A 23,060-nucleotide genomic window follows, 5' to 3' on the forward strand; every position below is an offset into this window, starting at 1 on the left:
GATGAAACCCGTCGAAGACGTGCTCCTCGTCGTCGATATCCAGAATGACTTCATGCCGGGCGGGGCGCTCGCCGTCGCGCGCGGCGACGAAGTCGTGCCCGTGGTCAATCGCCTCGCGCGCGCGTTCTCGCATGTCGTGCTGACGCAGGACTGGCATCCGCGTTCGCACGTGTCGTTCGCAGCGAATCACGCGGGACGCCAGCCGTTCGAGACGATGACGCTGCCTTACGGCGAACAGGTGCTGTGGCCGGTGCATTGCGTGCAGGACACCGAAGGCGCGGCGCTGCATCGCGACTTGCACGTGCCGCACGCGCGGCTCGTCGTGCGCAAGGGGCACCACGAGCAAGTGGACAGCTATTCGGCCTTCGTCGAAGCCGATCGTGTGACGCCGACCGGCCTCGAAGGCTATCTGCGCGATGTCGGCGCGACACGCGTGTGGCTCGCGGGACTCGCGACCGACTATTGCGTCGCGTGGTCCGCGCTCGATGCGCGCGCCGCCGGCTTCGAGGTCACCGTGATCGAAGACGCGTGCCGGGCGATCGATCTGAACGGCTCGCTCGACAAGGCCTGGCAAGACATGCACGCGGCCGGCGTGAAGCGCGTGCAGTCTGACAACATCGTGAAGGCAAGGGAGACCACATGACCGATGCAGTCATCGTATCGACGGCGCGCACCGCGCTCGCCAAGTCCTGGCGCGGCGCGCTGAACATGACGCACGGCGCGACGCTCGGCGGCCATGTGACGAAGGCGGTCGTCGAGCGCGCGGGTATCGATCCTGGGCGCGTCGAGGATGTGATTATGGGCTGCGCGAATCCGGAAGGCGCGACGGGCATGAACATCGCGCGGCAGATCGCCTTGCGCGCGGGGTTGCCGGCTTCCGTGCCCGGCATGACGGTGAACCGCTTCTGCGCGTCGGGCCTGCAGACGATCGCGCTCGCCGCGCAGCGCGTGATGGCGGGCGAGGGCGATGTCTTCGTCGCGGGCGGCGTCGAATCGATCTCGTGCGTGCAGAACGAGATGAACCGCCACATGCTGACCGAAGGCTGGCTTACCCGGCACAAGCCCGAAATCTACTGGTCGATGCTGCAAACCGCCGAGAACGTCGCGCGGCGCTACGACATCTCGAAGGCGCGGCAGGACGCGTACGGCGCGCGCTCGCAACAGCGCGCGGCGGCGGCGCAGGCGGCCGGCAAGTTCGCCGACGAAATCGTGCCGATCACCGTGCTCGCCGGTCTCGCCGACAAGGCGACGGGCCGCATGTTCACGCAGGAAGTCACGCTCGCCGCCGACGAAGGCATCCGCGCCGACACGACGCTCGAAGGCGTGTCGAAGATTCGCACGGCGCTGCCGGGCGGCGTCGTCACGGCGGGCAACGCGAGCCAGTTCTCCGATGGCGCGTCGGCGTGCGTGGTGATGAACGCGGCGCTCGCGGAAAAGCAGGGCTTGCAGCCGCTCGGCATTTTCCGGGGCTTCGCGGTCGCGGGCTGCGAGCCGGACGAAATGGGCATCGGCCCGGTGTTCGCGGTGCCGAAGCTGTTGCGGCGCGCGGGCCTCACGGTCGACGATATCGACCTGTGGGAACTGAACGAAGCCTTCGCCGTGCAGGTGCTCTATTGCCGCGACAAGCTCGGCATTCCCGACGAGCGCCTCAACGTGAACGGCGGCGCGATCGCGGTCGGGCATCCGTATGGCGTGTCGGGCGCGCGCCTGACGGGCCACGCGCTGATCGAAGGCAAGCGGCGCGGCGCGAAGTTCGTCGTGGTCACGATGTGCATCGGCGGCGGGCAAGGCGCGGCGGGGCTCTTCGAAATCGTGTGAGGCGTTGCGATCCGAGGTTTTTTGCTACGCTTCGGGATTCACTCGCAATGAAGGAGCCGCCGTGCTACGTCACATCGTCATGTGGAAGCTGAAAGAAAACGCCGAGGGCGCGAGCCGTGCGGAAAACGCGGAGAAGCTGAAGGCGAAGCTGGAAACCTGCCGCAGCATCGTGAAGGGCCAGGGGCATTTCGAAGTCGGCACCGCGCAGCCGGGTTTCGACTGCACGTATGACGTCGTGCTCGTCTCCGATTTCGACGACAAAGCCGCGCTCGAAGCGTATCAGGTTCATCCGAAGCATCAGGCGCTGAAGGACTTCGTCGCGGCGATCCGCGACGAACGTCAGTGCGTCGATTACGAAGTGTGAGCACGATGTCCTCTTCCGAATCCGCAGGCGGCGTGTCCATCGAAAGCCCGTTCATCGACGCGCTCGGCGTCGTGCTCGTCAAGGCGAAGGACGGCGAAAGCGAAGTGCGCATGCCGCTGCGCGACGAGCACATGAATACGTGGGGCATCGCGCACGGCGGCGTCACCATGACGCTGCTCGACAGCGCGCTCGCGCTCGCGGCGCGCAGCATCGCGGGCGACGGCATCGGCGTCGTGACCGTCGAGATGAAGGTCAACTTCATGCAGCCGGGGCGCGGCGAATTGCGCGGTTACGGGCGCGTATTGCACCGCTCGACGACGATGGCCTATTGCGAAGGCGAGATCCGCGACAGCGAAGGTCATTTCGTCGCGAAAGCGCTCGGCACGTTCAAGTACATGAAGCGGCTCGCGGTCGGGCGCGACATCGTCAAACAGAAGATGCGTTCCGATCCGAAGGCAATGCCCGGACCGAGCGACGCCTAAACCATTTTTGCGAAGGAGCATGCGCATGACAGACGCACAGATCAACCGTCGGATTTTGCTCGTCTCGCGGCCGCAAGGCGAGGCGTCGGTGTCGAATTTCAAGCTCGTCGAAACGCCGCTCGCGCCGCTTCAGGACGGCGAAGTGCGCGTGCGCAATCACTATCTGTCGCTCGATCCGTACATGCGCGGCCGCATGGACGACGCGAAATCGTACGCCGCGCCGCAGCCGCTCGACGAAGTGATGATCGGCGGCACCGCGGGCGTCGTGACCGAGTCGCGCAACGCCGCGTTCAAGGCGGGCGACAACGTCGTCGGCATGCTCGGCTGGCAGGAGTTCGGCACGTCCGACGGCAAGGGGCTGAACAAGGTCGATACCTCGCGCGTGCCGCTTTCCGCGTATCTCGGCGCGCTCGGCATGCCGGGCGTCACCGCGTGGTACGGACTCAACGGCATCATCGAGCCGAAGGCGGGCGAGACGGTCGTCGTCTCGGCGGCGAGCGGCGCGGTGGGCAGCGTCGTCGGGCAACTGGCGAAGGCGGCCGGCTGCCGCGCGGTCGGCATCGCGGGCGGCGAGGAAAAGTGCCGCTATGTCGTCGAGACGCTCGGCTTCGATGCATGCGTCGACTACAAGGCGGGCAAGCTCTACGAAGATCTGAAAGCCGCGACACCGAATGGCGTCGATGGCTATTTCGAGAACGTCGGCGGCGAAGTGCTCAATGCCGTGCTCGCGCGCATGAACGCGTTCGGGCGCGTCGCGGTGTGCGGCATGATTTCCGGCTACGACGGCAAGCCCTTGCCGATGGATGCGCCAAGACTCATCCTCACGCAACGCCTGAAGCTGCAGGGCTTCATCGTCTACGAGCATCTGGACATCTGGCCACAGGCGTTGAAGGAACTCGGCGAGCGCCTCGCGACGAACAAGCTGCATTTTCGGGAGAGCATCGCGCAAGGGCTCGACAATGCGCCCGAAGCGTTTCTCGGCCTGTTGCGCGGGAAGAACTTCGGCAAGCAACTCGTCAAGCTCATTTGACGCGCGATTGATTCGCAAGGAGTCGCAGGTGGATCGCTTCGAAGGCAAGGTCGCCGTCATCACGGGCGCGGGCAGCGGATTCGGGCGCGAGTTCGCGAAGCAGGGCGCGGCGCTCGGCATGAAGCTCGTGCTCGCCGATCTCGACGCCGCCGCGCTCGCCGCGACCGTCGAAGCGGTGCGCGCGCAAGGCGGCGACGCGATCGGCGTGCCGACGGACGTATCCGACAGCGCGCAGGTTCAGGCGCTCGCACGCGCCACGCTCGATGCGTTCGGCGGCGTGCATCTGCTCTTCAATAACGCGGGCGTCGGCGCGGGCGGCTTCGTTTGGGAAAACAGCGCGAACGACTGGCAATGGGTGTTCGGCGTGAACGTGATGGGCGTCGCGAACGGCTTGCGCGCATTCGTGCCGATCATGCTCGAACGCAAGGAGCCCGCGCATATCGTCAACACGGCGTCGGTGGCCGGTCTGCTCGCGGCGCCCGCCATGGGCGTCTATAACGCGTCGAAACATGCCGTCGTCGCGATGACCGAAACGCTGTATCACGACTTGCGGCTGGCGGGCGCGCCGTTCATCGGCGTGTCGCTGCTGTGCCCGGCGTTCGTGCCGACGGGCATCGCCGACGCCGAACGTTCGCGGCCCGAAGCGCTCGCCAACGAGGCGCCTTACACCGCCTCGCAAAAGCTCGCGGCGCGGCAACTGACGCGAGCGGTGGAGGGCGGCAAGCTCACCGCGCGCGAAGTCGCCGAAGCGGCGTTCGACGCGGTGCGCGAAGGGCGTTTCTACGTCATCACGCATCCGGCCATCATGCCGTCGGTGCAGCTTCGGCTCGACGATATCGCGCAACTGCGCGCGCCCACCGATCCGATGTCGCTGAAACGTCCGCGCTGACGGGGCGCGCTTCGTGGCATCATCGTGACCCTTCGTCGCTTCTTTCAAGCTTCTTCGCCGATGCCGCTCAATCCCAAGATCGCGCAAATTCTGGAGATGGTCGCGCGCGCCAATCGCCCGCCGTACCACACGCTCACGCCGCAGCAGGCGCGCGCCGCCTATGCGATGAGCGCGCAGATTCTCGATATCGCGCCGCTGCCGATGTTCAGCGTCGAAGACCTGCGCATTCCCGTGCGCGACGGCGAAACCATAGGCGTGCGCATCTACCATCCGACGGAGCCGGGCTGGGCGCAACCTGCCGCGGGACTGCTGTATTTTCACGGCGGCGGCTTCACGGTCGGCAGCGTGGCGACGCACGACGCGCTGTGCCGGAAGTTCGCGCACGATGCGGGCTGTGCCGTCGTATCGGTCGATTACCGGCTCGCGCCTGAGCACAAGTTTCCCGTCGCGGTCCACGATGCCTTCGACGCGCTGCGCTGGCTGCACGGCGAAGCGCCGACGCTCGGGATCGATCCCGCGCGGCTCGCCATCGGCGGCGATAGCGCGGGCGGCACGCTCGCCATCGTCTGCGCCGTGCTCGCGCGCGATGCGGGCATCGACTTGCGGATGCAATTGCTGATTTATCCGGGCACGAGCGCATGGCAAAAGAGCGCGTCGCATGCGCGGCTCGCGGAAGGCTATCTGCTTTCCGGCGAGACGATTCAATGGTTCTTCGACCAGTATCTGCGAGATGACTGCGACCGCGACGACTGGCGCTTCGCGCCGCTCGATGCGGCGAGCGGCGTGCCGGATTTCAAGGGCGTCGCGCCGGCGTGGATCGCGGCGGCGGACCACGATCCGCTATTCGACGAAGACATCGCGTTCGCATCGATGCTTCGCGAAGCGGGCGTGCCGGTCACGCTCATGTGCTATGAAGGCATGATCCACGAATTCTTCAAGATAGGCGGGTTCGTGCCGGACGTGGCGCAGGCGCATGCGGACGCGGTGGAGGCGTTGCGGGCCGCGCTGGCGTGATCCGTTTAGCCTTCGATCCCGAACCCGAACGCCCGCTCGAACGCTCCCGGCCGCACGAGGCGATGCGAACCGTCATCGTCGCTGCGCTCCTTGATCTCGAGCGACAGCCCGCGCGCTAACGGCATCACGCGCAACGCCGTCGTGCTGCGCGTTCCGTAATCCGGCGATTCGATGAACGCCGCCGAGAGCACGCGCTCGCGCTCGATGGAAATGCCGGTCGTTGGAAGATGCTCGTCGTTCGCGATGCGCGGATCGCGCAAGGTGTCGATGAGCACATCGAGCGTCGGATGCTCGTCGGCGTGAATCAGATCGCAGAGCGCCTCGCGTTGCGCGACGAGCTTCGGCCACGGCGTGTTGAGCAGACTATTGGACAAGCCGTGCACGCCGGCTTCGAGCAGAACGGGCGGCGCATCGGCGCGATTGCCGTACCAGCCGAGCTCGCGCCGCGTGAAATCTCCGCACAGCAGATTGAAACCGTTGTAGCGATGCCCCTCACGCGCGACGCCGCGCAGATAGTCCATCGGCGCGACGCGCTCGCCCGCGAGAAACGCGCTCACGAGCGTGCCGCGCGTCGGCGCATTCGGACGCATCTCGCTGGGCGCGCGATAGTTGGTCAGCGCGGCGAAGCGGCCATCGCCCGACACGCCGAGCCACGTCCCGCCGCCCGTCAGATCGCGGCCCGCGAGGACGCCCGGCGCCTCGCTCCACCAATGCAGCGGCTCGGTGTCACGGCGAAAGAACTCGTCGCGATTGGCCGACAGCGTCAGCAGCGCGCGGCCGTTTTCCTGCGAAGCGTCCGGCTGCCAGTCGAATACGATCAGACACATGTGCGTGCTCAGGCGTCGGCGGGGAAAGCGTAGGGCAGCGGCACGAAGGCGAGCGCCGGGCCGGACGCGGAACCGACATGCACCGTACCGCTATCCAGCGCCGCGAGCTTGACCTCGACGAGACAGTCCACGCCGCCGCCTTCGCCGGGCGCCACGTTGACCACGAGCCCGCACGGCTGGCCCGGATCGTCGGAGTGAAACAGTTCGGCGCCGGGCGTGGCGGACTCGGCATGCGCAAGCGCGGTGCGGCGCTTGATCGTGCCGCGATACTGGCTGCGCGCAACGATCTCCTGCCCCGGATAGCAGCCCTTCTTGAAGTTCACGGCGCCGAGGACGTCGAAGTTCACCATCTGCGGAACGAACTGCTCGACGGTTGCGTGCGTGATGCGCGGCTCGCCCGCGTGAATATCGAGCCAGTCCCACATCGCTTCGGGCACGCGCGCGAGCTTGCCTTCGAGCTTCGAGAGCTGCGCCTCCACATCGGCCTTCGGTCCGACCCACAGGAAGCGCGGCCGATGCGCCGCGTCCGGCACGCGGATCAGCGAGCCGTGCGGGCCTTCGACCTTCACGTGCACGCCGTCGGGCAGCGCATCGAAAATGCCGGACAGCGCCGCACGCACATCGCCCGCGAAACCGACGGCGGCGGTTTCCGGCGTGGCATCGGTGAGCTTGACCTTCGAGCGCAGCACGAACATCGACAGGCGTTTTTGCACGGCGGCCTGCACGTCCTGGGCGATCAGAAGCCGCACGGCCTCCGCCGTGCGCCACATCAGAAACGAGCCGAGCAGCCGGCCCTTCGGCGAGCAATAGCCCGCGAGACGCGCCGTCGAGGCGTCGAGATGCTGGACATCGTTCGTGATTTGCGTGTGCAGGAAAGCGGCGGCGTCCTCGCCCTTGACGTCGATCACGCCGAACTGGGTGAGCGGCATGTACGCGCCGGCGGTCTTGACGGATTCGAAGTCGGAAGCGGCGAGAGCTGTGGTCTGGGAATTCATGGAGTAGGCGGCTGTCAATCCTATCGTTTGGGCCGGGGCCGGCGAATGCGGCCTGGGCGCAGGCGGCAAGTTATTATATTGGTCTTATCTCAAGCGTGTTTCGCATGACCTTTTTGAAGAAATGCGTCGTGGCGGCGGTGCTCGCCGCGATGCTCGCGGCGGCCGTCGCGGGCGGCGTCTGGTGGTGGGCCAACCGCCCGATGGAACTGTCGACGCCCGAACTCGACGTCACCATCAAGCCCCACAGCAGCCTGCGCAGCGTGAGCGCCCAGTTGAACCGCGGCGGCGTGCCCGTCGAACCGGAGCTTTTCGTGCTGATGACGCGCGTGCTCGGCCTCTCCGCACAGTTGAAGTCGGGCAATTACGCTTTCAAGAGCGGCATCACGCCTTACGAAGTGCTGCAAAAGATCGCGCGCGGCGACGTGAACGAGTATGTCGCGACCGTCATCGAAGGCTGGACGCTGCAGAAAATGCGCAGCGAACTCGACGGCAATCCCGCGCTCAAACACGACACGGCCGGCATGACCGACATCGACCTGCTGCGCGCGATCGGCGCGGCGGAAGTGGAGAAGGCGTCGGCGGAGGGGCTGTTCTTCCCCGACACCTATCTTTTCGATAAAGGCACGAGCGATCTCACCGTCTACAAACGCGCGTACCGGCTGATGCAGACGCGCCTGACCGAAGCATGGAACACGCGCGCGCAGAATCTGCCTTACAAGACGCCTTATGAAGCGCTCATCATGGCGTCGATCGTCGAGAAGGAAACCGGGCGCGCGCAGGACCGGCCGCTCGTCGCGGCGGTGTTCGCGAACCGGCTGCGCATCGGCATGCCGCTGCAGACCGACCCGACCGTGATCTACGGGCTCGGACCGGCCTATGGCGGGCGGCTGAAGAAAAAGGACCTGCAGACGGACACTCCGTACAATACGTACACGCGCATGGGCCTGCCGCCGACGCCGATCGCGCTGCCCGGCGTGGCCGCACTGAACGCCACGCTCAATCCCGCCGCGAGCAGCGCGCTCTATTTCGTGTCGCGCGGCGACGGCAGCAGCATCTTTTCCGACAATCTGGGCGACCACAACAAGGCCGTCGACAAATACATCCGGGGTCAATGAATGGCGCGCGGCAAGTTCATCACGTTCGAAGGCATCGACGGCGCGGGCAAAACCACGCATCTCGACTGGTTCCGCCAGCAACTCGCGGCAAAGCTCGAAGCAGGCGGACACCAGGTCGTGATGACGCGCGAGCCGGGCGGTACGCCGCTTGGCGAAACGCTGCGCGGCATTCTGCTGAATCAGCCGATGGATCTCGAAACCGAAGCGCTCCTGATGTTCGCCGCGCGCCGCGAGCATCTGGCGCAGGTGATCGAACCGGCGCTTTCGCGCGGCGACTGGGTGCTCTCGGACCGCTTTACGGACGCGACTTTCGCGTATCAGGGCGGCGGGCGCGGCCTGCCGCGCGATAAGCTGGAGGCGCTGGAAAGGTGGGTGCAGGGCGGTTTTCAACCGGACCTCACCATCTTGTTCGATGTGCCGACCGACACCGCCAGCGAGCGCCGCTCGGCCGCGCGCGCGCCGGACAAGTTCGAAAGCGAATCGGAAGCGTTTTTCGAGCGCACGCGCGGCGAGTATCTGCGCCGCGCGGAGGAATCGCCGCAGCGCTTTTTCGTCGTCGATTCGAGCCGGCCGATCGCCGATATTCGCAAAAAGCTCGAAGAAGCGCTCGCAGACCTCTGTTAACACACATTTTTTTCGATGATCTATCCCTGGCAAACCGGCGACTGGCAGCGTCTTCAGCAATTGCGCGCGCACTGGCCGCATGCGCTTTTGCTGCATGGCGAAGCCGGCATCGGCAAGCTGCAGTTCGCGCAGCACCTGGCGCAAGGACTGCTTTGCGAGACGCCCGTCGCGAGCGGCGAGCCGTGCGGCACGTGTCCGGCATGTCTGTGGTTTTCGCAAGGCAATCATCCGGATTACCGCGCCGTGCTGCCCGAAGCGCTTGCCGGGCTCGCCGCCGGTAACGCCGACGCCGACGCGTCCGCCGAAAAAGCCGATGGCGATGACGGCAAGAAGACCCGCGCGCCGAGCAAGGAGATCAAGATCGAGCAGGTGCGCGCGCTGCTGGATTTCTGCGGCGTCGGCTCGCATCGCGGCGGCCTGCGCGTCGTGCTGCTGTATCCGGCGGAGGCATTGAACGTCGCGGCGGCCAACGCGCTCTTGAAGACGCTGGAAGAACCGCCCTCGGGCGTCGTGTTCCTGCTCGTGTCGGCGCGCATCGACCGGCTGCTGCCGACCATTATCAGCCGATGCCGCCAGTGGCCGATGAGCGTGCCGCAACCGGACGAAGCGCGTACATGGCTGGCGTCGCAAGGCGTCGACGATCCCGTGGGCGTCCTCGCGCAGGCGGGCGGCGCGCCGCTGGCCGCGCTGGCGCTCGCCAACGACGAAAACCGCGCGTTGCGCGACTTCACGCTCGCCCAACTCGCCGCCGGCCCGAACTGCGACGCCTTCGCTTGCGGCGAGAATCTGCAGAAACTGCCGGTGCCGCTCGTGCTCGGCTGGCTGCAGCGCTGGCTCTACGATGTGCTCGCACAGCGCACGGCGGGCCGTCCGCGTTATTTTCCCGGCGCGGCGAAGGCGCTGTCGCGCTGCGCGCAGAGCGCGGACCCCGCGGCGCTCGCGCGGTACATGAAAACGGTCACGCGGCAGCGCGCGGTGGAAAATCATCCGCTGAACGCGCGCCTCGTGTTCGAGGAACTGTTCATCGGCTATCGCGGGATCTATACGGCCTGAACGCGGCCTGAACGCGCACGAAAAAGCTTCAAGGAGCACCGGATGTTCGTCGATTCACACTGTCACATCAATTTCGAAGGGCTCGCCGACCGTCTGCCCGACGTGCTCGACAAGATGCGCGCGCACGCCGTCACGCATGCGCTGTGCGTGTCCGTCGATCTGGAAACGCTGCCTTCGGTTTTAGCCATCGCTGAAAAGTACGAGAACGTGTACGCGTCGGTGGGCGTGCATCCGGATCACGAAGACATGCGCGAGCCGAGCGTCGCGGAACTCGTCGAGTTGGCGAAGCATCCGAAAGTGTGCGCGATCGGCGAGACCGGGCTCGATTACTATCGTCTGGAAGGGCGCAGCCTCGCCGACATGGAATGGCAGCGCGAACGTTTTCGCACGCACATTCGCGCCGCGCATATCGCCGCCAAGCCGCTGATCGTTCATACGCGCTCGTCGGCGGAAGACACGCTGCGCATCATGGAGGAAGAGCGCGCGGGCGTGCCCGGCGGTGTGATGCATTGCTTCACCGAGGCGTGGGACGTCGCCGAGAAAGCGCTCGCGCAGAATTTTCATATCTCGCTGTCGGGCATCGTCACGTTCAAGAACGCGAAGGACGTGCAGGAAGTCGCGCGCCGCGTGCCGATCGACCGGCTGCTTATCGAGACCGATTCGCCGTATCTCGCGCCGGTGCCGTATCGCGGCAAGCCGAATGAACCTGCTTACGTCAGCTATGTCGGACGTTTCATCGCGCAGTTGCGCGAAGCGCCGGAAGAAGCCGTCGCCGAAGCCACCACCGACAACTTTTTCAGGCTCTTCAAGATCGCGCGGCCTGCGTGACGTCCGTTCCGGCGTCGGCCCGCGCACAAGAAAACTGTTTCAAGGCAATCCGAAGGTCACTTATGAACAATTCCCCGATGGTTTCCACTCTGTCCGCGGCGAGCACGCCAAACATTTCGCGTGCGCGCGATGCGCATGCCGCCCGAAAGGCCGTGCGCGGTTTCGTCGCCGGCGCGCTCTTCGCGGCCTGCGCCATCGCGCAGCCGGTCTGGGCGGCGTCCGTGGACTCGCTCATCAAGGCGGTCAAGTTCGACGACATTTCGGCGGTCAAGAAGCAGCTTGCGCAGGGCGCGGATCCGAATACCGTCGACAGCACCGGCAGCCCGATCATCGTGATCGCGGCGCGCGAGAAGTCCGACAAGGTCGGCCAGTTGCTCGCCGACAACCCCAAGACCGATCTGGAAAAGACCGATGCGGCCGGCGAGAACGCGATGATGCTCGCCGCGCTCAACGGCGACGCCACCTTCGTGAACCTGCTGATCGCGAAGGACGCCGAAGTGAACAAGAAGGGCTGGACGCCGCTGCACTACGCGGCCACCAACGGCCATGACGACATCGTGAAGATTCTGCTCGACCATTCGGCCTATATCGACGCGGGCTCGCCGAACGGCACCACGCCGCTGATGATGGCTGCGCGCGGCAACCATCTTTCGACCTGCAAGCTGCTGCTCGACGAAGGCGCGGATCTGCGCGTGAAGAACCAGCTCGGCATGACGGCGGTGGATTTTGCCCGCAAATACGAAGCGAGAGACGTGGCCGAAGGCCTGCAGGCCCGCCTGGATTCGATGCCGAGCGGCGGCAGCGCACCGCAAAGCGGCTCAAACGGTGCAAAATAGCGCAGCGCGATTTCCGGCGCGGGACGAGGGCGGTCAGGCGCGGCCGCTCTTCGCTCCGTACGCGCACGCAAATTAAGCCGCCGCTCAACATAAAAGGAAGACCATGCTGCGGGAATTCGTCATCGCCTGTGCTCTCGCGACGCCCGTGTGCGCGTTCGCGTTTACCGGCAACGATCTGAACAAGCTCTGCACCAAAACCGACCCGAACTCACGGACCGCCTGCGCGGCCTATATCGAAGGCGCGGCGGACGGCATCTACAACACAATCGAGGCGATCGGCGGAACGTCCGGGCCGCAGATCGGACAGTACTTCTGCCTCCCGGCGGACGTGAAGCCGCAGCAGCTCACGGACGCGGTACGCAAGTACATCGCCAACAATCCCGACAAGGCCGATTTCAACGCGACCACGATGGTCTCGCTCGGCCTCGGCAAGGCGTTTCCCTGCAAGGCGGAGCGCTAAGTATATTTCTTCATGCCCGGACGCCGCCGCGCGTTCGGGCGTTACGCTTGCTGATTTAGCAAGCGCGATGGCCGCGCCCGGACGGCCATCGCCGCAGCGTTCTGCGTTCGCATCCGTGCGATGCGCTCCGCCGTATCCACCTCGCCGTCAATCCCTTCACGAGGCCGATCCCGCGACGCTATGCATTCACTCGATCATTTCCTGGATCTCGCCGAACGGCCGCTCGGCACCTGGCCCGGCGCATTCGTCGTCGCAATCATCGCGGTGGCGTTCGCGCTCGGCGTGCATCGCATCGGCGCGCGCATCCTGACGCGCATCGCGCGGCCGTATCCGCTGATGAGCGTCGTGCTGCGCTACATCGACACGCCCGCGCTCATCCTGCTCGTTTTCCTCGGCATCGGCTTCATGATTTTCGAGGCGCCCGATGCGCTGCCGTTCATCGGCGTACTGCGCGATGTCGAAACGGTCGCGCTGATCGGCGCGCTGACGTTCCTCGCGGTGCGCTCGGCGGGCGCGGTGGGCGAGGCGATCGTGCAGGCGCATCCGCTCGACACCGACGACAATCTCAACGCGCGCCGCATCCACACGCAGGCGCGCGTGCTCGCCCGCTCGGTGATGGTCGTGATCGTGATCATCGGTTTCGGCGGGGCGCTGATGGCGTTTCCGAGCGTGCGCCAGATCGGCGCGAGCCTGCTGGCGTCGGCGGGTGTCGCCGGACTGGTCGCCGGTATCGCGGCGCGGCCGGTGCTCGGCAATCTGATCGCCGGCTTGCAGATCGCGCTGTCGCAGCCGATTCGCCTCGACGATGTGGTCGTCATTCAGGGCGAATGGGGCCGCGTCGAGGAAATCACCGGCACCTATGTGTCGATCCGCATCTGGGATCAGCGGCGGCTCATCGTGCCGTTGCAGTGGTTCATCGAGAACCCGTTCACGAACTGGACGCGCAACAGTTCGCAGATCATCGGCACGGTGTTTTTATATGTCGATTACCGCATGCCGATCGCGCCGCTGCGCGAGGAATTGCAGCGCATCCTCGAACACGCGCCGGAGTGGGATGGCCGCGTGCAGGTGCTGCAAGTCACCGACGCCACCGATCGCGCCGTGCAATTGCGCGTGCTCGTCAGTTCCTTCGATTCGGCGCTCAACTGGGATTTGCGCTGCCGCGTGCGCGAGGGGCTCGTGAATTTCGTGCAGGCCGCGTATCCGCACTACTTGCCGCGTGCGCGGGCCGATTTGTCCACCGGCAAGGACAGCCACGTCGATTTCGCGCCGCCGCTCGAACGCGCGGGCGCGTCGCAGCCGGCGAGCACCGCGAACACGGCCGCCGATCCCGTCGCGAGCCGCGGCGAACGCGGCGGGCCGGACCCGCGCGCGCATGCGGCGGCGTCGACCGCGCCGGAATCCACCGGAAAAGCCTGAAACCCGCGACAAGGTTTCAGGTCGAAAATTTCCGGATTATGCTTAAAACCAAACGTTCGAAGAGGAAAAGGAAAGCTCATGAGCCGTCTCGTCGTCGTATCCAACCGGGTCGCCACGCCGACCGAAACCAAGGGCTCCGCGGGCGGGCTCGCCGTGGGCGTCTTCGGCGCGCTGAAGGACAGCGGCGGCGTCTGGTTCGGCTGGAGCGGGGACGTTGTCAGCGAGACGGTCGCGAACCAGGGGCCGAAGCTCGAACAGGACGGCGCGGTGACGTTCGCAACGGTCGGCCTGCCGAAGAAGGACTACGACCAGTATTACCGCGGTTTTTCCAATGCGATGCTGTGGCCGGTCTTCCACTATCGCAACGATCTCGCCGTCTACGACCGCGACGAATACGCCGGCTACCGGCGCGTGAACGCGTGGCTCGCCCATAAACTCATCAAGCTGATCGAACCCGACGACATCATCTGGGTGCACGACTATCACATGATTCCGTTCGCGGAGGCGTTGCGCTCGGCGGGCATCAATAATCGCATCGGCTTTTTTCTGCATATTCCATTTCCGTCGCCGCAGATTCTGTTGAACATTCCGCCGCACGAGGAACTCGTGAAGTCGCTGTGCTGCTACGACGTGGTCGGGTTTCAGACGGAGCGGGACCGGGTCGCGTTTCACGATTACATCGTGCGCCATGCGCACGGCACGGCCACGCCCGACGGCCGCGTCGAAGCCTTCGGCAGAACGCTCCGGACCAACGTGTATCGCATCGGCGTGTTTCCTGACGAGATCGCCGAGCAGGCCGAGCGCGGCGAAGCGCGTCAGGACGTGATGGATCTGAAGCAGAGCCTCGAAGGCCGCAAGCTCATCATGAGCGTGGACCGCCTCGATTATTCGAAGGGCCTCGTCGAGCGCTTTCGCGCGTTCGAGCATTTTCTGGAGAAATCGCCGGAATGGCGCGGCAACGTCACGCTCGTGCAGATCGCGCCGCCCACGCGCTCGGACGTCGAAACGTATCAGCAGATTCGCCAGAACCTGGAGTACGAAGCGGGGCGCATCAACGGGCGCTATTCCGGGCTCGATTACACGCCGATCCGCTATCTCAACCAGCGCTACGATCGGTGGAAGCTGATGTCGCTGTTTCGCGAATCGCAGATCGGCCTCGTCACGCCGTTGCGCGACGGCATGAATCTGGTCGCGAAGGAATATGTGGCCGCGCAGAATCCGGACGATCCTGGCGTGCTCGTGCTGTCGCAGTTCGCCGGCGCCGCCGACGAAATGACCGGCGCGGTGATGGTCAATCCGCACGATATCGTCGGCACGAGCGAGGCGATCGGGCGCGCGCTCGCCATGCCGCTCGCCGAGCGCAAGGAGCGCTACGAAACCAACATGTCCGCGCTGCGCCGGCACGATCTGGGCGTATGGCGCGACGATTTCCTCGCCGATCTGCGCGGCGACGCCAAGACGTAACCGGCCCGCGAAACGAATGTTGCGGGTCTGTAACAGAGCGATGAAAGTGCAAGAAGCCTGCGCGACACGCGCGTTCGCGCTCGATAATGCCTCGTCGACGCATCGTGCGAGAGGGAAAAACGCGTAAGGGCAAACCTCGTTACCCGGCCTTACGGTCCGCTGTCATACTCGATGCGCCTCGCGGCGAGGCCGTGCAGTCCGCGCCGCACGCCGTTATACGCATGGAGACGAGAACGATGAGAATTGCCCAGATTGCTCCGCTGACCGAATCGGTGCCACCGAAGCTCTACGGCGGCACCGAACGCGTCGTGTCGTACCTCACCGAAGCGCTCGTCGAGCTCGGTCACGAGGTTACGCTCTTCGCGACCGGCGATTCGCAGACCAGCGCCAACCTGGAAGCCGTATGGCCGCGCGCGCTGCGCCTCGATCCGGCGATTCGCGACCGCATCGCGCCGCATATGCTGCTCATGGAACTGGTGCGCCGCCGCGCCGAGGAGTTCGACGTCCTGCATTTCCACATGGACTACTACTCGTTCTCGCTCTTCAAGCGCCAGGACACGCCGTTCATCACGACGATGCACGGCCGCCTCGATCTGCCCGAGCAGCAGCCGGTCTTCGATACCTTCAACACCGCGCCCGTCGTGTCGATCTCGGATGCGCAACGGCATCCGCTGCCGCAGGCGAAGTGGGTCAGCACGGTCTATCACGGCCTGCCGGAGACGCTCTATGTGCCGCAGCCGGTGGAGCAGAAGTATCTCGCGTTCCTCGGGCGCATCTCGCCGGAAAAGCGCGTGGACACGGCGATTCGTATTGCGGGCCGTTGCGGCTTGCCGATCAAGATCGCCGCGAAGGTCGATTTCGCCGATCACGAGTACTTCGAGCGCGAGATCGCGCCGCTGCTCGAACTGCCGTATGTGGAGTATGTCGGCGAGATCAACGACAGTCAGAAGGCCGAATTTCTGTCGGGCGCGCACGCGCTCGTCTTTCCGATCGACTGGCCCGAGCCGTTCGGCCTCGTGATGATCGAAGCGATGGCGTGCGGCACGCCGGTCATCGCGTTCAATCGCGGTTCAGTGCCGGAAGTGGTGGACGAAGGCGTTTCCGGCTTTATCGTCGAGGATGAGATCGGCGCGGTGGCCGCGGTGAATCGCCTGCACACCTTGTCGCGCGAGCGCGTGAGACAGCGCTTCGAGGAGCGTTTCACGTCGCACCGCATGGCGCGGGAGTATCTCAATGCCTATCAGACCGTGGTGCGCGCGCAAAAGCGTTCGCGCTTCAAGCTGATCGATCGCGCGACGTCGACCTGAGCGCGCCAAAAAACCAGAAAAAAACCGCCGTGTAACGCGACCTTCGGGTCGCGTTACACGGCGGTCATGCGTTGCCGCGCGAGCGAAAGACGTGCGCTCAGTACTTGATGCGCGACACCTTCGTGCCTTGCAGCGAGACGTCGGCCATCAGGCCCGCATTGGTCAGCACGATGGCTTCGACCGGCTTGGTGGCCGTGGTCGTGTCGATCACGCCGTTCGCGCCCATTTTCACGAGCGCCACCGATGCGTCCGCGCCTGCCGACCAGCCGTCGGAATTGCGGAATTTGTCGAGCGCGTCCTGCGTCATGAACAGGAAGATCAGCGCCTTCGACTGCGCACCCGCCTGCAGGCCGAACGAACCCGACGTGGTGCTGTAATAGCCGACGGAACTGCCGCCCACCCGCAACGCGCCCTTGCCGTATTGCGCGCCGACGATGAAGCCCGCCTGGATCACCGACGGGAACACCAGCACGCCGCGCGATTTCGCGACCAGTTCGCGCGAGCCGCCCACGGTTGCGTAGAGACGCTGGATGGTGCTGTCGACGTCGGCGTCGATGGCGCGGCGGTCATCGGCCGCGCCGGCCGCTGCTTCGGCGCCGGTGTTCTTGTTTGCCGTGCAGCCGGCAAGCGCGAGGCCTCCCAGCGCCAGAACGGCGGTCGACTTGAGCATGAAGTTTCGTCTTTGCATCATTGTTCTCCATCGTGGAATTTAGGAAACCCCATAGAGCGGGAGGGTGAGGCACGCAAAGTTATAGCACAGCAACATGAAACGCGAACCCCGTCCATCGCTCGAAGCCTTGTCACACATGCCTTTTCAGGCTCTGCCACATTTCAAGGCGCGATCAGATCCGCCTTAGCTTACTCCTAATCCGTCCCCATAACGCCGGGTGGGACGGTAAATTACACAAAACTTTCTAGCGAAACGCCGTCACCTATCAGGGTAGACGAAGCTTGGCCAAATCGAAACGGAATCGGCGTTTTCGCCCGACGCATGACACGCGGGCGAGCACAATTTTCGTGACGCCTGCTCCGACGAATCTGCGAAAGCCGCAACAGGAAGCAGCAACGACCGTACCCGGCCGCCGCTCAAGGATGACTTGTCGTTTTTACTTCGGTAGGAGGAGAAGCCGGCGAGGCGGCCGGTGTGCGCTGCGGCCGCCGCAGCGCGCGCCGGATGCCGCCGATCAGCATGCCGAGCACGAGCAGGGTGGCGGCGGGCACGATCCAGTAGCCGACGAACGCATGCCACAGGTAATCCGCCAGCGTCGCCTTGCGGTGCGCGTATTCGTTCTGCGCTTCCTGGTGCTTGATCTCGGTGGCGGCCAGAACGTCCTCGGGGCAGCCGGCTGCGCGGGCTTCGTCGGGCGTGCCGTGGCAACGCGCGACGGCGCCGGCCTCGCGCTGTGCGTCGGTCATCTCCCAGCTCGAGAGCGACTTCTGGAGATCGGCCTTGTTGTACGCCATCTCCACGCGCACTTCGTTCACCGCGATAATCAGCACCGGCACGAACCAGAACGTGATTACCGTGAGCCACCGCCTGAGCCAGCGGTTCTTATGTCTCCATGCCATCCACTGCCTCCATGCGTGGCGTATGGCCTCGCTCGAAACAACGGCGGCCGATGGCGTATGACTTGTATTGATGAGGGGGCCGCCTTCGCGCCATCTTATGAGAAAAAGACGACGGTGCGAATCACTTGCTTGGGTGCAGTGCAATAAAGGCCGGTAGACAGCGTAAATACGACAGGGCCGCCGCGCGCGAACGGCGCGGCGTGATGGCTCAACGCGCGTATGGCGCGACTCAGCCCTTGTTGCTGAGACAGCTCTTCATGAACGCCTTGCGGTCGTCGCCTTTCTTATCGGTTGCCTGCTGATTGCACGCGGTCATCTTCTGCTGTTGCGTCATCGGCGTGGAGGCGGCCGCGGGCGCGGCGGCCAGGCAGCTCTTCATGAACGCCTTGCGGTCGTCGCCCTTCTTGTCGCCCGCCTGCTTGTTGCATTCCGTCATCTTGTTTTGCTGGCTGTTGGCGGCGAAGGCCGTATTCGCGCCGAGCGTCAGGCTCAGCACGGCGATGAGGGCGGTGGCTCGAATGATCATGTGACGCTCCCTGATTTGAATGGCGGTTATTTTTTCGACGGTGCGCGCCCCGCAGCCCGTCGCCCGGGCATTATGGCAAACCCAATATGAACGGTGTATGGGATAAGGTGAAATCGTGAGGCGGCGGGAACGTTGCTTGCAAGCGCCTTACATCGCCACATGCGACGCCGCCGACGTATGATCGTGCGACGCACGTCCAACACGAGGGAGACGGTTCATGTCCACGCCGCTGTCCGACCATTACAAAGGCTTCGAAATCAAGGTGCAGGCATTGCGGCGCGCGAAGGAGCGCGACGAGCCGGACGACGGCCCCCGCCACTTCGACATCGTCGTGACGATCTCGAAGAGCGCGCATGGCGAAAGCGGCCGCCCGGTCATGTTCGGCGTGCCGGAGCAGGAACCGTTCGATAGCCCGATCGATGCGACCCGCGCGGGCATCGACTACGCGCGCGACATCATCGACAACAAGGTGGAAGGGCAGTCGGTCGAAGATCTCTGATCTCCGGCAGACACTTTGCCCGCGTCACGCCGACACAGCACACGGCCTACACGTTAGCCCGATTGACCTCGCGCGCCGCTGCATCGAGAATCGACGGCGGGCAAACGTTCAAATCGCGCCCGAAAGGCCCGCGTTGCTCGCATTCGCTGCATCTCGCACGACCACACGAACCATAACAAAGCATCGGAGATCCGCATGAATCGAACCATCCGCCGGCGCGTCCTGACGGCTGCCGTCGCGCTCGCCGTCTGCGCCGCGCTGCCGCTCGCCTCGTCATCCGCCTTCGCGCAAACGCCGGCCAAGCCGAAAGTCGCGCTCGTCATGAAGTCGCTCGCCAACGAGTTCTTCCTGACGATGGAAAACGGCGCGAAGGATTATCAGAAGCACAACGCCAGCCAGTTCGACCTGATCACCAACGGCATCAAGGACGAAACCGACACCGCCGCGCAGATTCGCATCGTCGAGCAGATGATCGTCTCGAAGGTCGACGCGCTCATCATCGCGCCGGCCGATTCGAAGGCGCTCGTGCCGGTGATCAAGAAGGCGGCGGACGCGGGCATCATCGTCGTGAACATCGACAACCGGCTCGATCCGGACGTGCTCAAGTCCAAGGATCTGAACGTGCCGTTCGTCGGACCGGACAACAAGAAGGGCGCGCGCAAGGTGGGCGACTATCTCGCGCCGCGCCTGAAGAAGGGCGATGAAGTCGCGATCATCGAAGGCGTGACGACCACCACGAATTCGCAGGCGCGCAGCGCCGGTTTCAAGGAAGCGATGGACGCGGCCGGCATGAAGGTCGTCGCGCTGCAGTCGGGCGAATGGGAAATCGACAAGGGCAACGCGGTCGCCTCGCAGATCCTGAACGCGAATCCGAACGTGAAGGCGCTCCTGTGCGACAACGACAACATGGCGATCGGCGCCGTGTCGGCGATTCGCGCGGCGGGCAAGGCGGGCAAGGTGCAGGTCGTCGGCTTCGACAACATCGGCGCGATCAAGCCGATGCTCAAGGACGGCCGCGTGCTCGCGACCGCCGACCAGTACGCGGCGAAGCAGGCGGTCTTCGGCATCGACGTGGCGCTCAAGGCGATCGCGGGCCACAAGAAACAGTCGGAGTTGTCGCAGGTGGTCGAAACGCCGGTCGATCTCATCACCAAATGAGTTTCGCGGGCGCGCGTCGAAAATCAGCCTCAAGTTCGCCGCGCGCCTGCCGATAAGATGCTGACGAGCGCGCAGGACAGACCTTCGGGGAACGTCCGCGCGACGGCTTCGGAAGCGCACGACCACCCCCAGCGAGGATGCAAGGCACAGCTTTGAAGCGCCCCATGACCGGATCGAACGATGCGAACGTGCTGACGGTGACGGGCATCGGCAAGACTTATGTCGAGCCGGTGCTGGCGGACGTATCGCTCGAACTCGCCGCGGGGCAGGTGCTCGCGCTCACCGGCGAGAACGGCGCGGGCAAGAGCACGTTGTCGAAGATCATCGGCGGGCTCACCGATCCGACCACGGGCACCATGACGCTCGCGGGCCAGCCCTACGCGCCCAGAAGCCGCTCGGAGGCCGAGGCGCTCGGCGTGCGCATGGTGATGCAGGAGCTGAACCTGCTGCCCACATTGTCGGTGGCGGAGAATCTGTTTTTGAACCGCTTGCCGAGGAAAGGCCTCGGCTGGATCGACCGGAAACGGCTCGCGCAGGACGCCCGTCACGCGATGGCGCAAGTCGGCCTCGACGCGATCGACCCGGACACGCTCGTCGAGCGTCTGGGCATCGGGCATCAGCAGATGGTGGAAATCGCGCGCAATCTGATCGGCGATTGCCGCGTGCTGATCCTCGACGAACCCACCGCGATGCTCACGGCCCGCGAAGTCGACTTGCTGTTCGAGCAGGTGGAGCGGCTGAAGGCGCGCGGCGTGGCGCTCGTGTACATCTCGCACCGGCTGGAAGAACTGCGGCGCATCGCCGGACGCGCGGCTGTGCTGCGCGACGGGCGCCTCGTGCATGTCGGCCCGATGGACGAACTGACGAGCGAGCGGCTCGTCACGCTCATGGTCGGACGCGAGATCGGCGAGCGCATCGATCTGGGCGAGCGCAAGATGGGCGATGTCGCGCTGAAGGTGGAGGGCATGACGCGCCTGCCCGCGGTGCGCGACGTGTCGCTCGAAGTGCGCGCGGGCGAGATTTTCGGCGTGAGCGGGCTGATCGGCGCGGGCCGCACCGAGCTCATGCGGCTGATTTACGGCGCGGACCGCGCGGATGCGGGCAGCGTGTCGGTGGCACATAAAGGAAAGGCGCTGCGGCGCGTGTCGGTGCAAACGCCGTCGGATGCCGTGAATGAAGGCATCGCGCTCATCACGGAGGATCGCAAGGGCGAAGGCCTGCTGCTCAGCCTGCCCATCGCCGCGAACGTTTCACTTGGAAACCTGAGCGCGGTGGCGCGGCATGGCGTGGTCGACGCGCGCCGGGAAGCCGCGCTCGCGCAGCGTCAGATCGACGCGATGCGCATTCGCACGTCGGGTCCGGCGCAGGCGGTGTCGGAGCTGTCGGGCGGCAATCAGCAGAAAGTCGTGATCGGCCGCTGGCTCGCGCGCGACTGCTCGGTGCTGCTGTTCGACGAACCGACGCGCGGCATCGACGTCGGCGCGAAGTTCGACATCTACGGGCTGATGGGCGCATTGGCCCGCGAAGGGCGCGCGCTCGTGGTCGTGTCGAGCGACCTGCGCGAGCTGATGCTGATTTGCGACCGCATCGGCGTGATGTCGGCCGGACGCATGACGGGCGTGTTCGAGCGCGGGAACTGGACGCAGGACGCGCTGCTCGCGGCGGCGTTCTCCGGTTACGCGAAACGCGAGGCGATCCTGCACGAGCCGATCGCGCCAGATGCCAAAGCGCCCGAAGACAACGTGGAGCATTGAATGAGCGAAGCGAACCTGCCCGCCGATGCGCCGAAGAGCACGAAAGGCGTCGGCACGCGCCTCGGGCTGTCGAATTACCTGGGCCTCGCGGGCGCGCTCGCCGCGATGATCGCGCTGTTTTCGGTACTGAGCACGCATTTTCTGACGTACGACACGTTCAGCACGATTGCGAACCAGATTCCGGATCTCGTCGTGATGTCGGTCGGCATGACGTTCGTGCTGATCATCGCGAGCATCGATCTGTCGGTCGGGTCGGTGCTGGCGCTGGGCGCGTCGGTGGTGAGCGTGGCCGCGCTCCAGTGGCACTGGCCGGCGTTTCCCGCCGCGCTGATCGGCCTCGCGGCAGCCGCCATGACGGGCGCCGTGACCGGCCTCGTGACGGTGGCGTGGCGGATTCCGTCGTTCATCGTGTCGCTCGGCGTGCTGGAAGGCGCGCGCGGGCTCGCGTATCAGATGACGAACTCGCGCACGGCGTACATTGGCGATGCGTTCGATTTCCTGTCGAATCCGATCGCGTTCGGCATCTCGCCCGCGTTCCTGATCGCGGTCGCGGTGATGATTGTTGCGCATTTGGTCTTGACTCGGACGGTTTTTGGCCGATATCTCGTAGGAATCGGCACGAACGAGGAAGCCGTGCGGCTCGCGGGCGTGAATCCGCGGCCCTACAAGGTCATCGTTTTCGCGTTGATGGGCGCGCTCTCCGGGCTCGCCGCGCTGTTCCAGATTTCGCGTCTGGAAGCGGCGGATCCGAACGCCGGCGCGGGCCTGGAGCTTCAGGTGATTGCGGCGGTGGTGATCGGCGGCACGAGCCTGATGGGCGGGCGCGGCTCGGTCATCAGCACGTTTTTCGGCGTGTTGATCATTTCCGTGCTGGCGGCGGGGCTCGCGCAAATCGGCGCGAACGAGCCGACCAAGCGCATCATTACCGGCGCGGTGATCGTGGTGGCGGTGGTGCTGGACACATACCGCAGCAGAAGGAAGCGTGTCTGATTGAGGGACGTCGCGAGGCGCGCACCGCACGAGGCGGAA

The 23,060-nt window shown here is 65.2% G+C and carries 25 protein-coding genes; 20 read left to right on the top strand and 5 right to left on the bottom strand.

What is annotated here, in order from left to right; translation table 11 throughout:
• Position 1 precedes the first annotated feature (1 nt).
• From pncA to AWB70_RS34120, 7 genes are all read left to right on the top strand, one after another.
• Positions 2 to 643 (top strand): bifunctional nicotinamidase/pyrazinamidase, encoded by a 642-nt coding sequence (gene pncA, locus AWB70_RS34090; protein WP_053568073.1) that lies wholly within the window; start codon positions 2 to 4, stop codon positions 641 to 643.
• A complete protein-coding gene (locus AWB70_RS34095; RefSeq protein WP_053568074.1) occupies positions 640 to 1,818 on the top strand; it encodes an acetyl-CoA C-acyltransferase in 1,179 nt (392 codons plus the stop codon). Before pncA ends, AWB70_RS34095 begins: the two co-directional genes overlap by 4 nt.
• 61 nt (positions 1,819 to 1,879) lie before the next feature.
• The gene (locus AWB70_RS34100) at positions 1,880 to 2,182 is read left to right on the top strand and encodes a Dabb family protein (protein ID WP_053568075.1); all 303 of its coding nucleotides are present in this window, start codon (positions 1,880 to 1,882) and stop codon (positions 2,180 to 2,182) included.
• A gap of 5 nt (positions 2,183 to 2,187) precedes the next feature.
• Positions 2,188 to 2,664, top strand: coding sequence for a PaaI family thioesterase (locus AWB70_RS34105; protein ID WP_053568136.1), 477 nt, complete (start codon positions 2,188 to 2,190; stop codon positions 2,662 to 2,664).
• Positions 2,665 to 2,689: 25 nt separating this feature from the next.
• On the top strand, positions 2,690 to 3,694 hold the full coding sequence (locus tag AWB70_RS34110) for an NADP-dependent oxidoreductase (RefSeq protein WP_045451942.1): 1,005 nt from the start codon (positions 2,690 to 2,692) through the stop codon (positions 3,692 to 3,694).
• Between the two features lie 28 nt (positions 3,695 to 3,722).
• Entirely contained in the window at positions 3,723 to 4,583 is an 861-nt protein-coding gene (locus tag AWB70_RS34115) for an SDR family oxidoreductase (protein WP_053568137.1), read from the top strand.
• Positions 4,584 to 4,643: 60 nt separating this feature from the next.
• Complete coding sequence (locus tag AWB70_RS34120) at positions 4,644 to 5,597, top strand: alpha/beta hydrolase (protein WP_053568076.1); 954 nt, start codon at positions 4,644 to 4,646, stop codon at positions 5,595 to 5,597.
• A gap of 5 nt (positions 5,598 to 5,602) precedes the next feature.
• On the opposite strand, the gene AWB70_RS34125 is transcribed toward AWB70_RS34120, so the two are convergent.
• A complete protein-coding gene (locus AWB70_RS34125) occupies positions 5,603 to 6,424 on the bottom strand; it encodes an NRDE family protein (RefSeq protein WP_053568077.1) in 822 nt (273 codons plus the stop codon).
• A gap of 8 nt (positions 6,425 to 6,432) precedes the next feature.
• On the bottom strand, positions 6,433 to 7,419 hold the full coding sequence (gene ygfZ / locus AWB70_RS34130) for a CAF17-like 4Fe-4S cluster assembly/insertion protein YgfZ (protein ID WP_053568078.1): 987 nt from the start codon (positions 7,417 to 7,419) through the stop codon (positions 6,433 to 6,435).
• A 104-nt stretch (positions 7,420 to 7,523) separates the two neighbouring features.
• Between ygfZ and mltG the strand changes: the two genes are divergently transcribed.
• The 9 genes from mltG to AWB70_RS34175 all read left to right on the top strand — a co-directional run bounded on the left by mltG (position 7,524) and on the right by AWB70_RS34175 (position 16,525).
• Entirely contained in the window at positions 7,524 to 8,534 is a 1,011-nt protein-coding gene (gene mltG, locus AWB70_RS34135) for an endolytic transglycosylase MltG (RefSeq protein ID WP_014191309.1), read from the top strand.
• Positions 8,535 to 9,158, top strand: a complete 624-nt coding sequence (gene tmk / locus AWB70_RS34140; protein ID WP_053568079.1) for a dTMP kinase — start codon at positions 8,535 to 8,537, stop codon at positions 9,156 to 9,158.
• A gap of 15 nt (positions 9,159 to 9,173) precedes the next feature.
• A complete protein-coding gene (locus tag AWB70_RS34145; RefSeq protein ID WP_053568080.1) occupies positions 9,174 to 10,211 on the top strand; it encodes a DNA polymerase III subunit delta' in 1,038 nt (345 codons plus the stop codon).
• 42 nt (positions 10,212 to 10,253) lie between these two features.
• Positions 10,254 to 11,039 carry a TatD family hydrolase gene (locus AWB70_RS34150; RefSeq protein WP_053568081.1) on the top strand — a complete coding sequence of 262 codons (786 nt, stop codon included), beginning with the start codon at positions 10,254 to 10,256 and terminating at the stop codon, positions 11,037 to 11,039.
• Positions 11,040 to 11,116: 77 nt separating this feature from the next.
• The gene (locus tag AWB70_RS34155) at positions 11,117 to 11,875 is read left to right on the top strand and encodes an ankyrin repeat domain-containing protein (protein ID WP_143281736.1); all 759 of its coding nucleotides are present in this window, start codon (positions 11,117 to 11,119) and stop codon (positions 11,873 to 11,875) included.
• A 103-nt stretch (positions 11,876 to 11,978) separates the two neighbouring features.
• A complete protein-coding gene (locus tag AWB70_RS34160; RefSeq protein ID WP_014191314.1) occupies positions 11,979 to 12,335 on the top strand; it encodes a Rap1a/Tai family immunity protein in 357 nt (118 codons plus the stop codon).
• A gap of 180 nt (positions 12,336 to 12,515) precedes the next feature.
• Positions 12,516 to 13,754, top strand: a complete 1,239-nt coding sequence (locus AWB70_RS34165) for a mechanosensitive ion channel family protein (RefSeq protein ID WP_053568082.1) — start codon at positions 12,516 to 12,518, stop codon at positions 13,752 to 13,754.
• A gap of 78 nt (positions 13,755 to 13,832) precedes the next feature.
• Positions 13,833 to 15,218 carry an alpha,alpha-trehalose-phosphate synthase (UDP-forming) gene (otsA, locus tag AWB70_RS34170; RefSeq protein WP_014191316.1) on the top strand — a complete coding sequence of 462 codons (1,386 nt, stop codon included), beginning with the start codon at positions 13,833 to 13,835 and terminating at the stop codon, positions 15,216 to 15,218.
• A 236-nt stretch (positions 15,219 to 15,454) separates the two neighbouring features.
• The gene (locus tag AWB70_RS34175; RefSeq protein ID WP_053568083.1) at positions 15,455 to 16,525 is read left to right on the top strand and encodes a glycosyltransferase family 4 protein; all 1,071 of its coding nucleotides are present in this window, start codon (positions 15,455 to 15,457) and stop codon (positions 16,523 to 16,525) included.
• Positions 16,526 to 16,622: 97 nt separating this feature from the next.
• Here AWB70_RS34175 and AWB70_RS34180 read toward each other — a convergent pair whose 3' ends face one another.
• The 3 genes from AWB70_RS34180 to AWB70_RS34190 all read right to left on the bottom strand — a co-directional run bounded on the left by AWB70_RS34180 (position 16,623) and on the right by AWB70_RS34190 (position 18,620).
• On the bottom strand, positions 16,623 to 17,213 hold the full coding sequence (locus AWB70_RS34180; protein ID WP_053568139.1) for a BPSL1445 family SYLF domain-containing lipoprotein: 591 nt from the start codon (positions 17,211 to 17,213) through the stop codon (positions 16,623 to 16,625).
• 398 nt (positions 17,214 to 17,611) lie between these two features.
• Positions 17,612 to 18,094 (bottom strand): hypothetical protein, encoded by a 483-nt coding sequence (locus AWB70_RS34185; RefSeq protein ID WP_053568084.1) that lies wholly within the window; start codon positions 18,092 to 18,094, stop codon positions 17,612 to 17,614.
• Positions 18,095 to 18,323: 229 nt separating this feature from the next.
• Entirely contained in the window at positions 18,324 to 18,620 is a 297-nt protein-coding gene (locus AWB70_RS34190) for a PsiF family protein (protein ID WP_014191320.1), read from the bottom strand.
• Between the two features lie 217 nt (positions 18,621 to 18,837).
• Here AWB70_RS34190 and AWB70_RS34195 point away from each other — a divergent pair, with 217 nt between their 5' ends.
• The 4 genes from AWB70_RS34195 to AWB70_RS34210 all read left to right on the top strand — a co-directional run bounded on the left by AWB70_RS34195 (position 18,838) and on the right by AWB70_RS34210 (position 23,021).
• Positions 18,838 to 19,119: a hypothetical protein gene (locus tag AWB70_RS34195; RefSeq protein ID WP_053568085.1), complete on the top strand. Its 282-nt coding sequence runs from the start codon at positions 18,838 to 18,840 to the stop codon at positions 19,117 to 19,119.
• A 195-nt stretch (positions 19,120 to 19,314) separates the two neighbouring features.
• Positions 19,315 to 20,277, top strand: a complete 963-nt coding sequence (locus tag AWB70_RS34200; protein WP_041730365.1) for a sugar ABC transporter substrate-binding protein — start codon at positions 19,315 to 19,317, stop codon at positions 20,275 to 20,277.
• A 164-nt stretch (positions 20,278 to 20,441) separates the two neighbouring features.
• Entirely contained in the window at positions 20,442 to 22,031 is a 1,590-nt protein-coding gene (locus AWB70_RS34205; RefSeq protein ID WP_053568086.1) for a sugar ABC transporter ATP-binding protein, read from the top strand.
• On the top strand, positions 22,032 to 23,021 hold the full coding sequence (locus AWB70_RS34210) for an ABC transporter permease (protein WP_014191323.1): 990 nt from the start codon (positions 22,032 to 22,034) through the stop codon (positions 23,019 to 23,021).
• Positions 23,022 to 23,060 lie beyond the last annotated feature (39 nt).

Origin of the sequence: Caballeronia cordobensis (assembly GCF_001544575.2) — a bacterium.
In the GTDB taxonomy this organism is placed as follows: domain Bacteria; phylum Pseudomonadota; class Gammaproteobacteria; order Burkholderiales; family Burkholderiaceae; genus Caballeronia; species Caballeronia cordobensis.

What these genes read in the sequence shown, in the direction of transcription:
- pncA (WP_053568073.1), top strand. Translation starts at nt 2, where the DNA reads ATGAAACCCGTCGAAGACGTGCTCCTCGTCGTCGATATCCAGAATGAC.
- AWB70_RS34095 (WP_053568074.1), top strand. Translation starts at nt 640, where the DNA reads ATGACCGATGCAGTCATCGTATCGACGGCGCGCACCGCGCTCGCCAAG.
- AWB70_RS34105 (WP_053568136.1), top strand. Translation starts at nt 2,188, where the DNA reads ATGTCCTCTTCCGAATCCGCAGGCGGCGTGTCCATCGAAAGCCCGTTC.
- AWB70_RS34110 (WP_045451942.1), top strand. Translation starts at nt 2,690, where the DNA reads ATGACAGACGCACAGATCAACCGTCGGATTTTGCTCGTCTCGCGGCCG.
- AWB70_RS34120 (WP_053568076.1), top strand. Translation starts at nt 4,644, where the DNA reads ATGCCGCTCAATCCCAAGATCGCGCAAATTCTGGAGATGGTCGCGCGC.
- AWB70_RS34125 (WP_053568077.1), bottom strand. Translation starts at nt 6,424, where the DNA reads ATGTGTCTGATCGTATTCGACTGGCAGCCGGACGCTTCGCAGGAAAAC.
- ygfZ (WP_053568078.1), bottom strand. Translation starts at nt 7,419, where the DNA reads ATGAATTCCCAGACCACAGCTCTCGCCGCTTCCGACTTCGAATCCGTC.
- mltG (WP_014191309.1), top strand. Translation starts at nt 7,524, where the DNA reads ATGACCTTTTTGAAGAAATGCGTCGTGGCGGCGGTGCTCGCCGCGATG.
- tmk (WP_053568079.1), top strand. Translation starts at nt 8,535, where the DNA reads ATGGCGCGCGGCAAGTTCATCACGTTCGAAGGCATCGACGGCGCGGGC.
- AWB70_RS34145 (WP_053568080.1), top strand. Translation starts at nt 9,174, where the DNA reads ATGATCTATCCCTGGCAAACCGGCGACTGGCAGCGTCTTCAGCAATTG.
- AWB70_RS34150 (WP_053568081.1), top strand. Translation starts at nt 10,254, where the DNA reads ATGTTCGTCGATTCACACTGTCACATCAATTTCGAAGGGCTCGCCGAC.
- AWB70_RS34155 (WP_143281736.1), top strand. Translation starts at nt 11,117, where the DNA reads ATGGTTTCCACTCTGTCCGCGGCGAGCACGCCAAACATTTCGCGTGCG.
- AWB70_RS34160 (WP_014191314.1), top strand. Translation starts at nt 11,979, where the DNA reads ATGCTGCGGGAATTCGTCATCGCCTGTGCTCTCGCGACGCCCGTGTGC.
- AWB70_RS34165 (WP_053568082.1), top strand. Translation starts at nt 12,516, where the DNA reads ATGCATTCACTCGATCATTTCCTGGATCTCGCCGAACGGCCGCTCGGC.
- otsA (WP_014191316.1), top strand. Translation starts at nt 13,833, where the DNA reads ATGAGCCGTCTCGTCGTCGTATCCAACCGGGTCGCCACGCCGACCGAA.
- AWB70_RS34175 (WP_053568083.1), top strand. Translation starts at nt 15,455, where the DNA reads ATGAGAATTGCCCAGATTGCTCCGCTGACCGAATCGGTGCCACCGAAG.
- AWB70_RS34180 (WP_053568139.1), bottom strand. Translation starts at nt 17,213, where the DNA reads ATGCAAAGACGAAACTTCATGCTCAAGTCGACCGCCGTTCTGGCGCTG.
- AWB70_RS34185 (WP_053568084.1), bottom strand. Translation starts at nt 18,094, where the DNA reads ATGGCATGGAGACATAAGAACCGCTGGCTCAGGCGGTGGCTCACGGTA.
- AWB70_RS34190 (WP_014191320.1), bottom strand. Translation starts at nt 18,620, where the DNA reads ATGATCATTCGAGCCACCGCCCTCATCGCCGTGCTGAGCCTGACGCTC.
- AWB70_RS34195 (WP_053568085.1), top strand. Translation starts at nt 18,838, where the DNA reads ATGTCCACGCCGCTGTCCGACCATTACAAAGGCTTCGAAATCAAGGTG.
- AWB70_RS34200 (WP_041730365.1), top strand. Translation starts at nt 19,315, where the DNA reads ATGAATCGAACCATCCGCCGGCGCGTCCTGACGGCTGCCGTCGCGCTC.
- AWB70_RS34205 (WP_053568086.1), top strand. Translation starts at nt 20,442, where the DNA reads ATGACCGGATCGAACGATGCGAACGTGCTGACGGTGACGGGCATCGGC.
- AWB70_RS34210 (WP_014191323.1), top strand. Translation starts at nt 22,032, where the DNA reads ATGAGCGAAGCGAACCTGCCCGCCGATGCGCCGAAGAGCACGAAAGGC.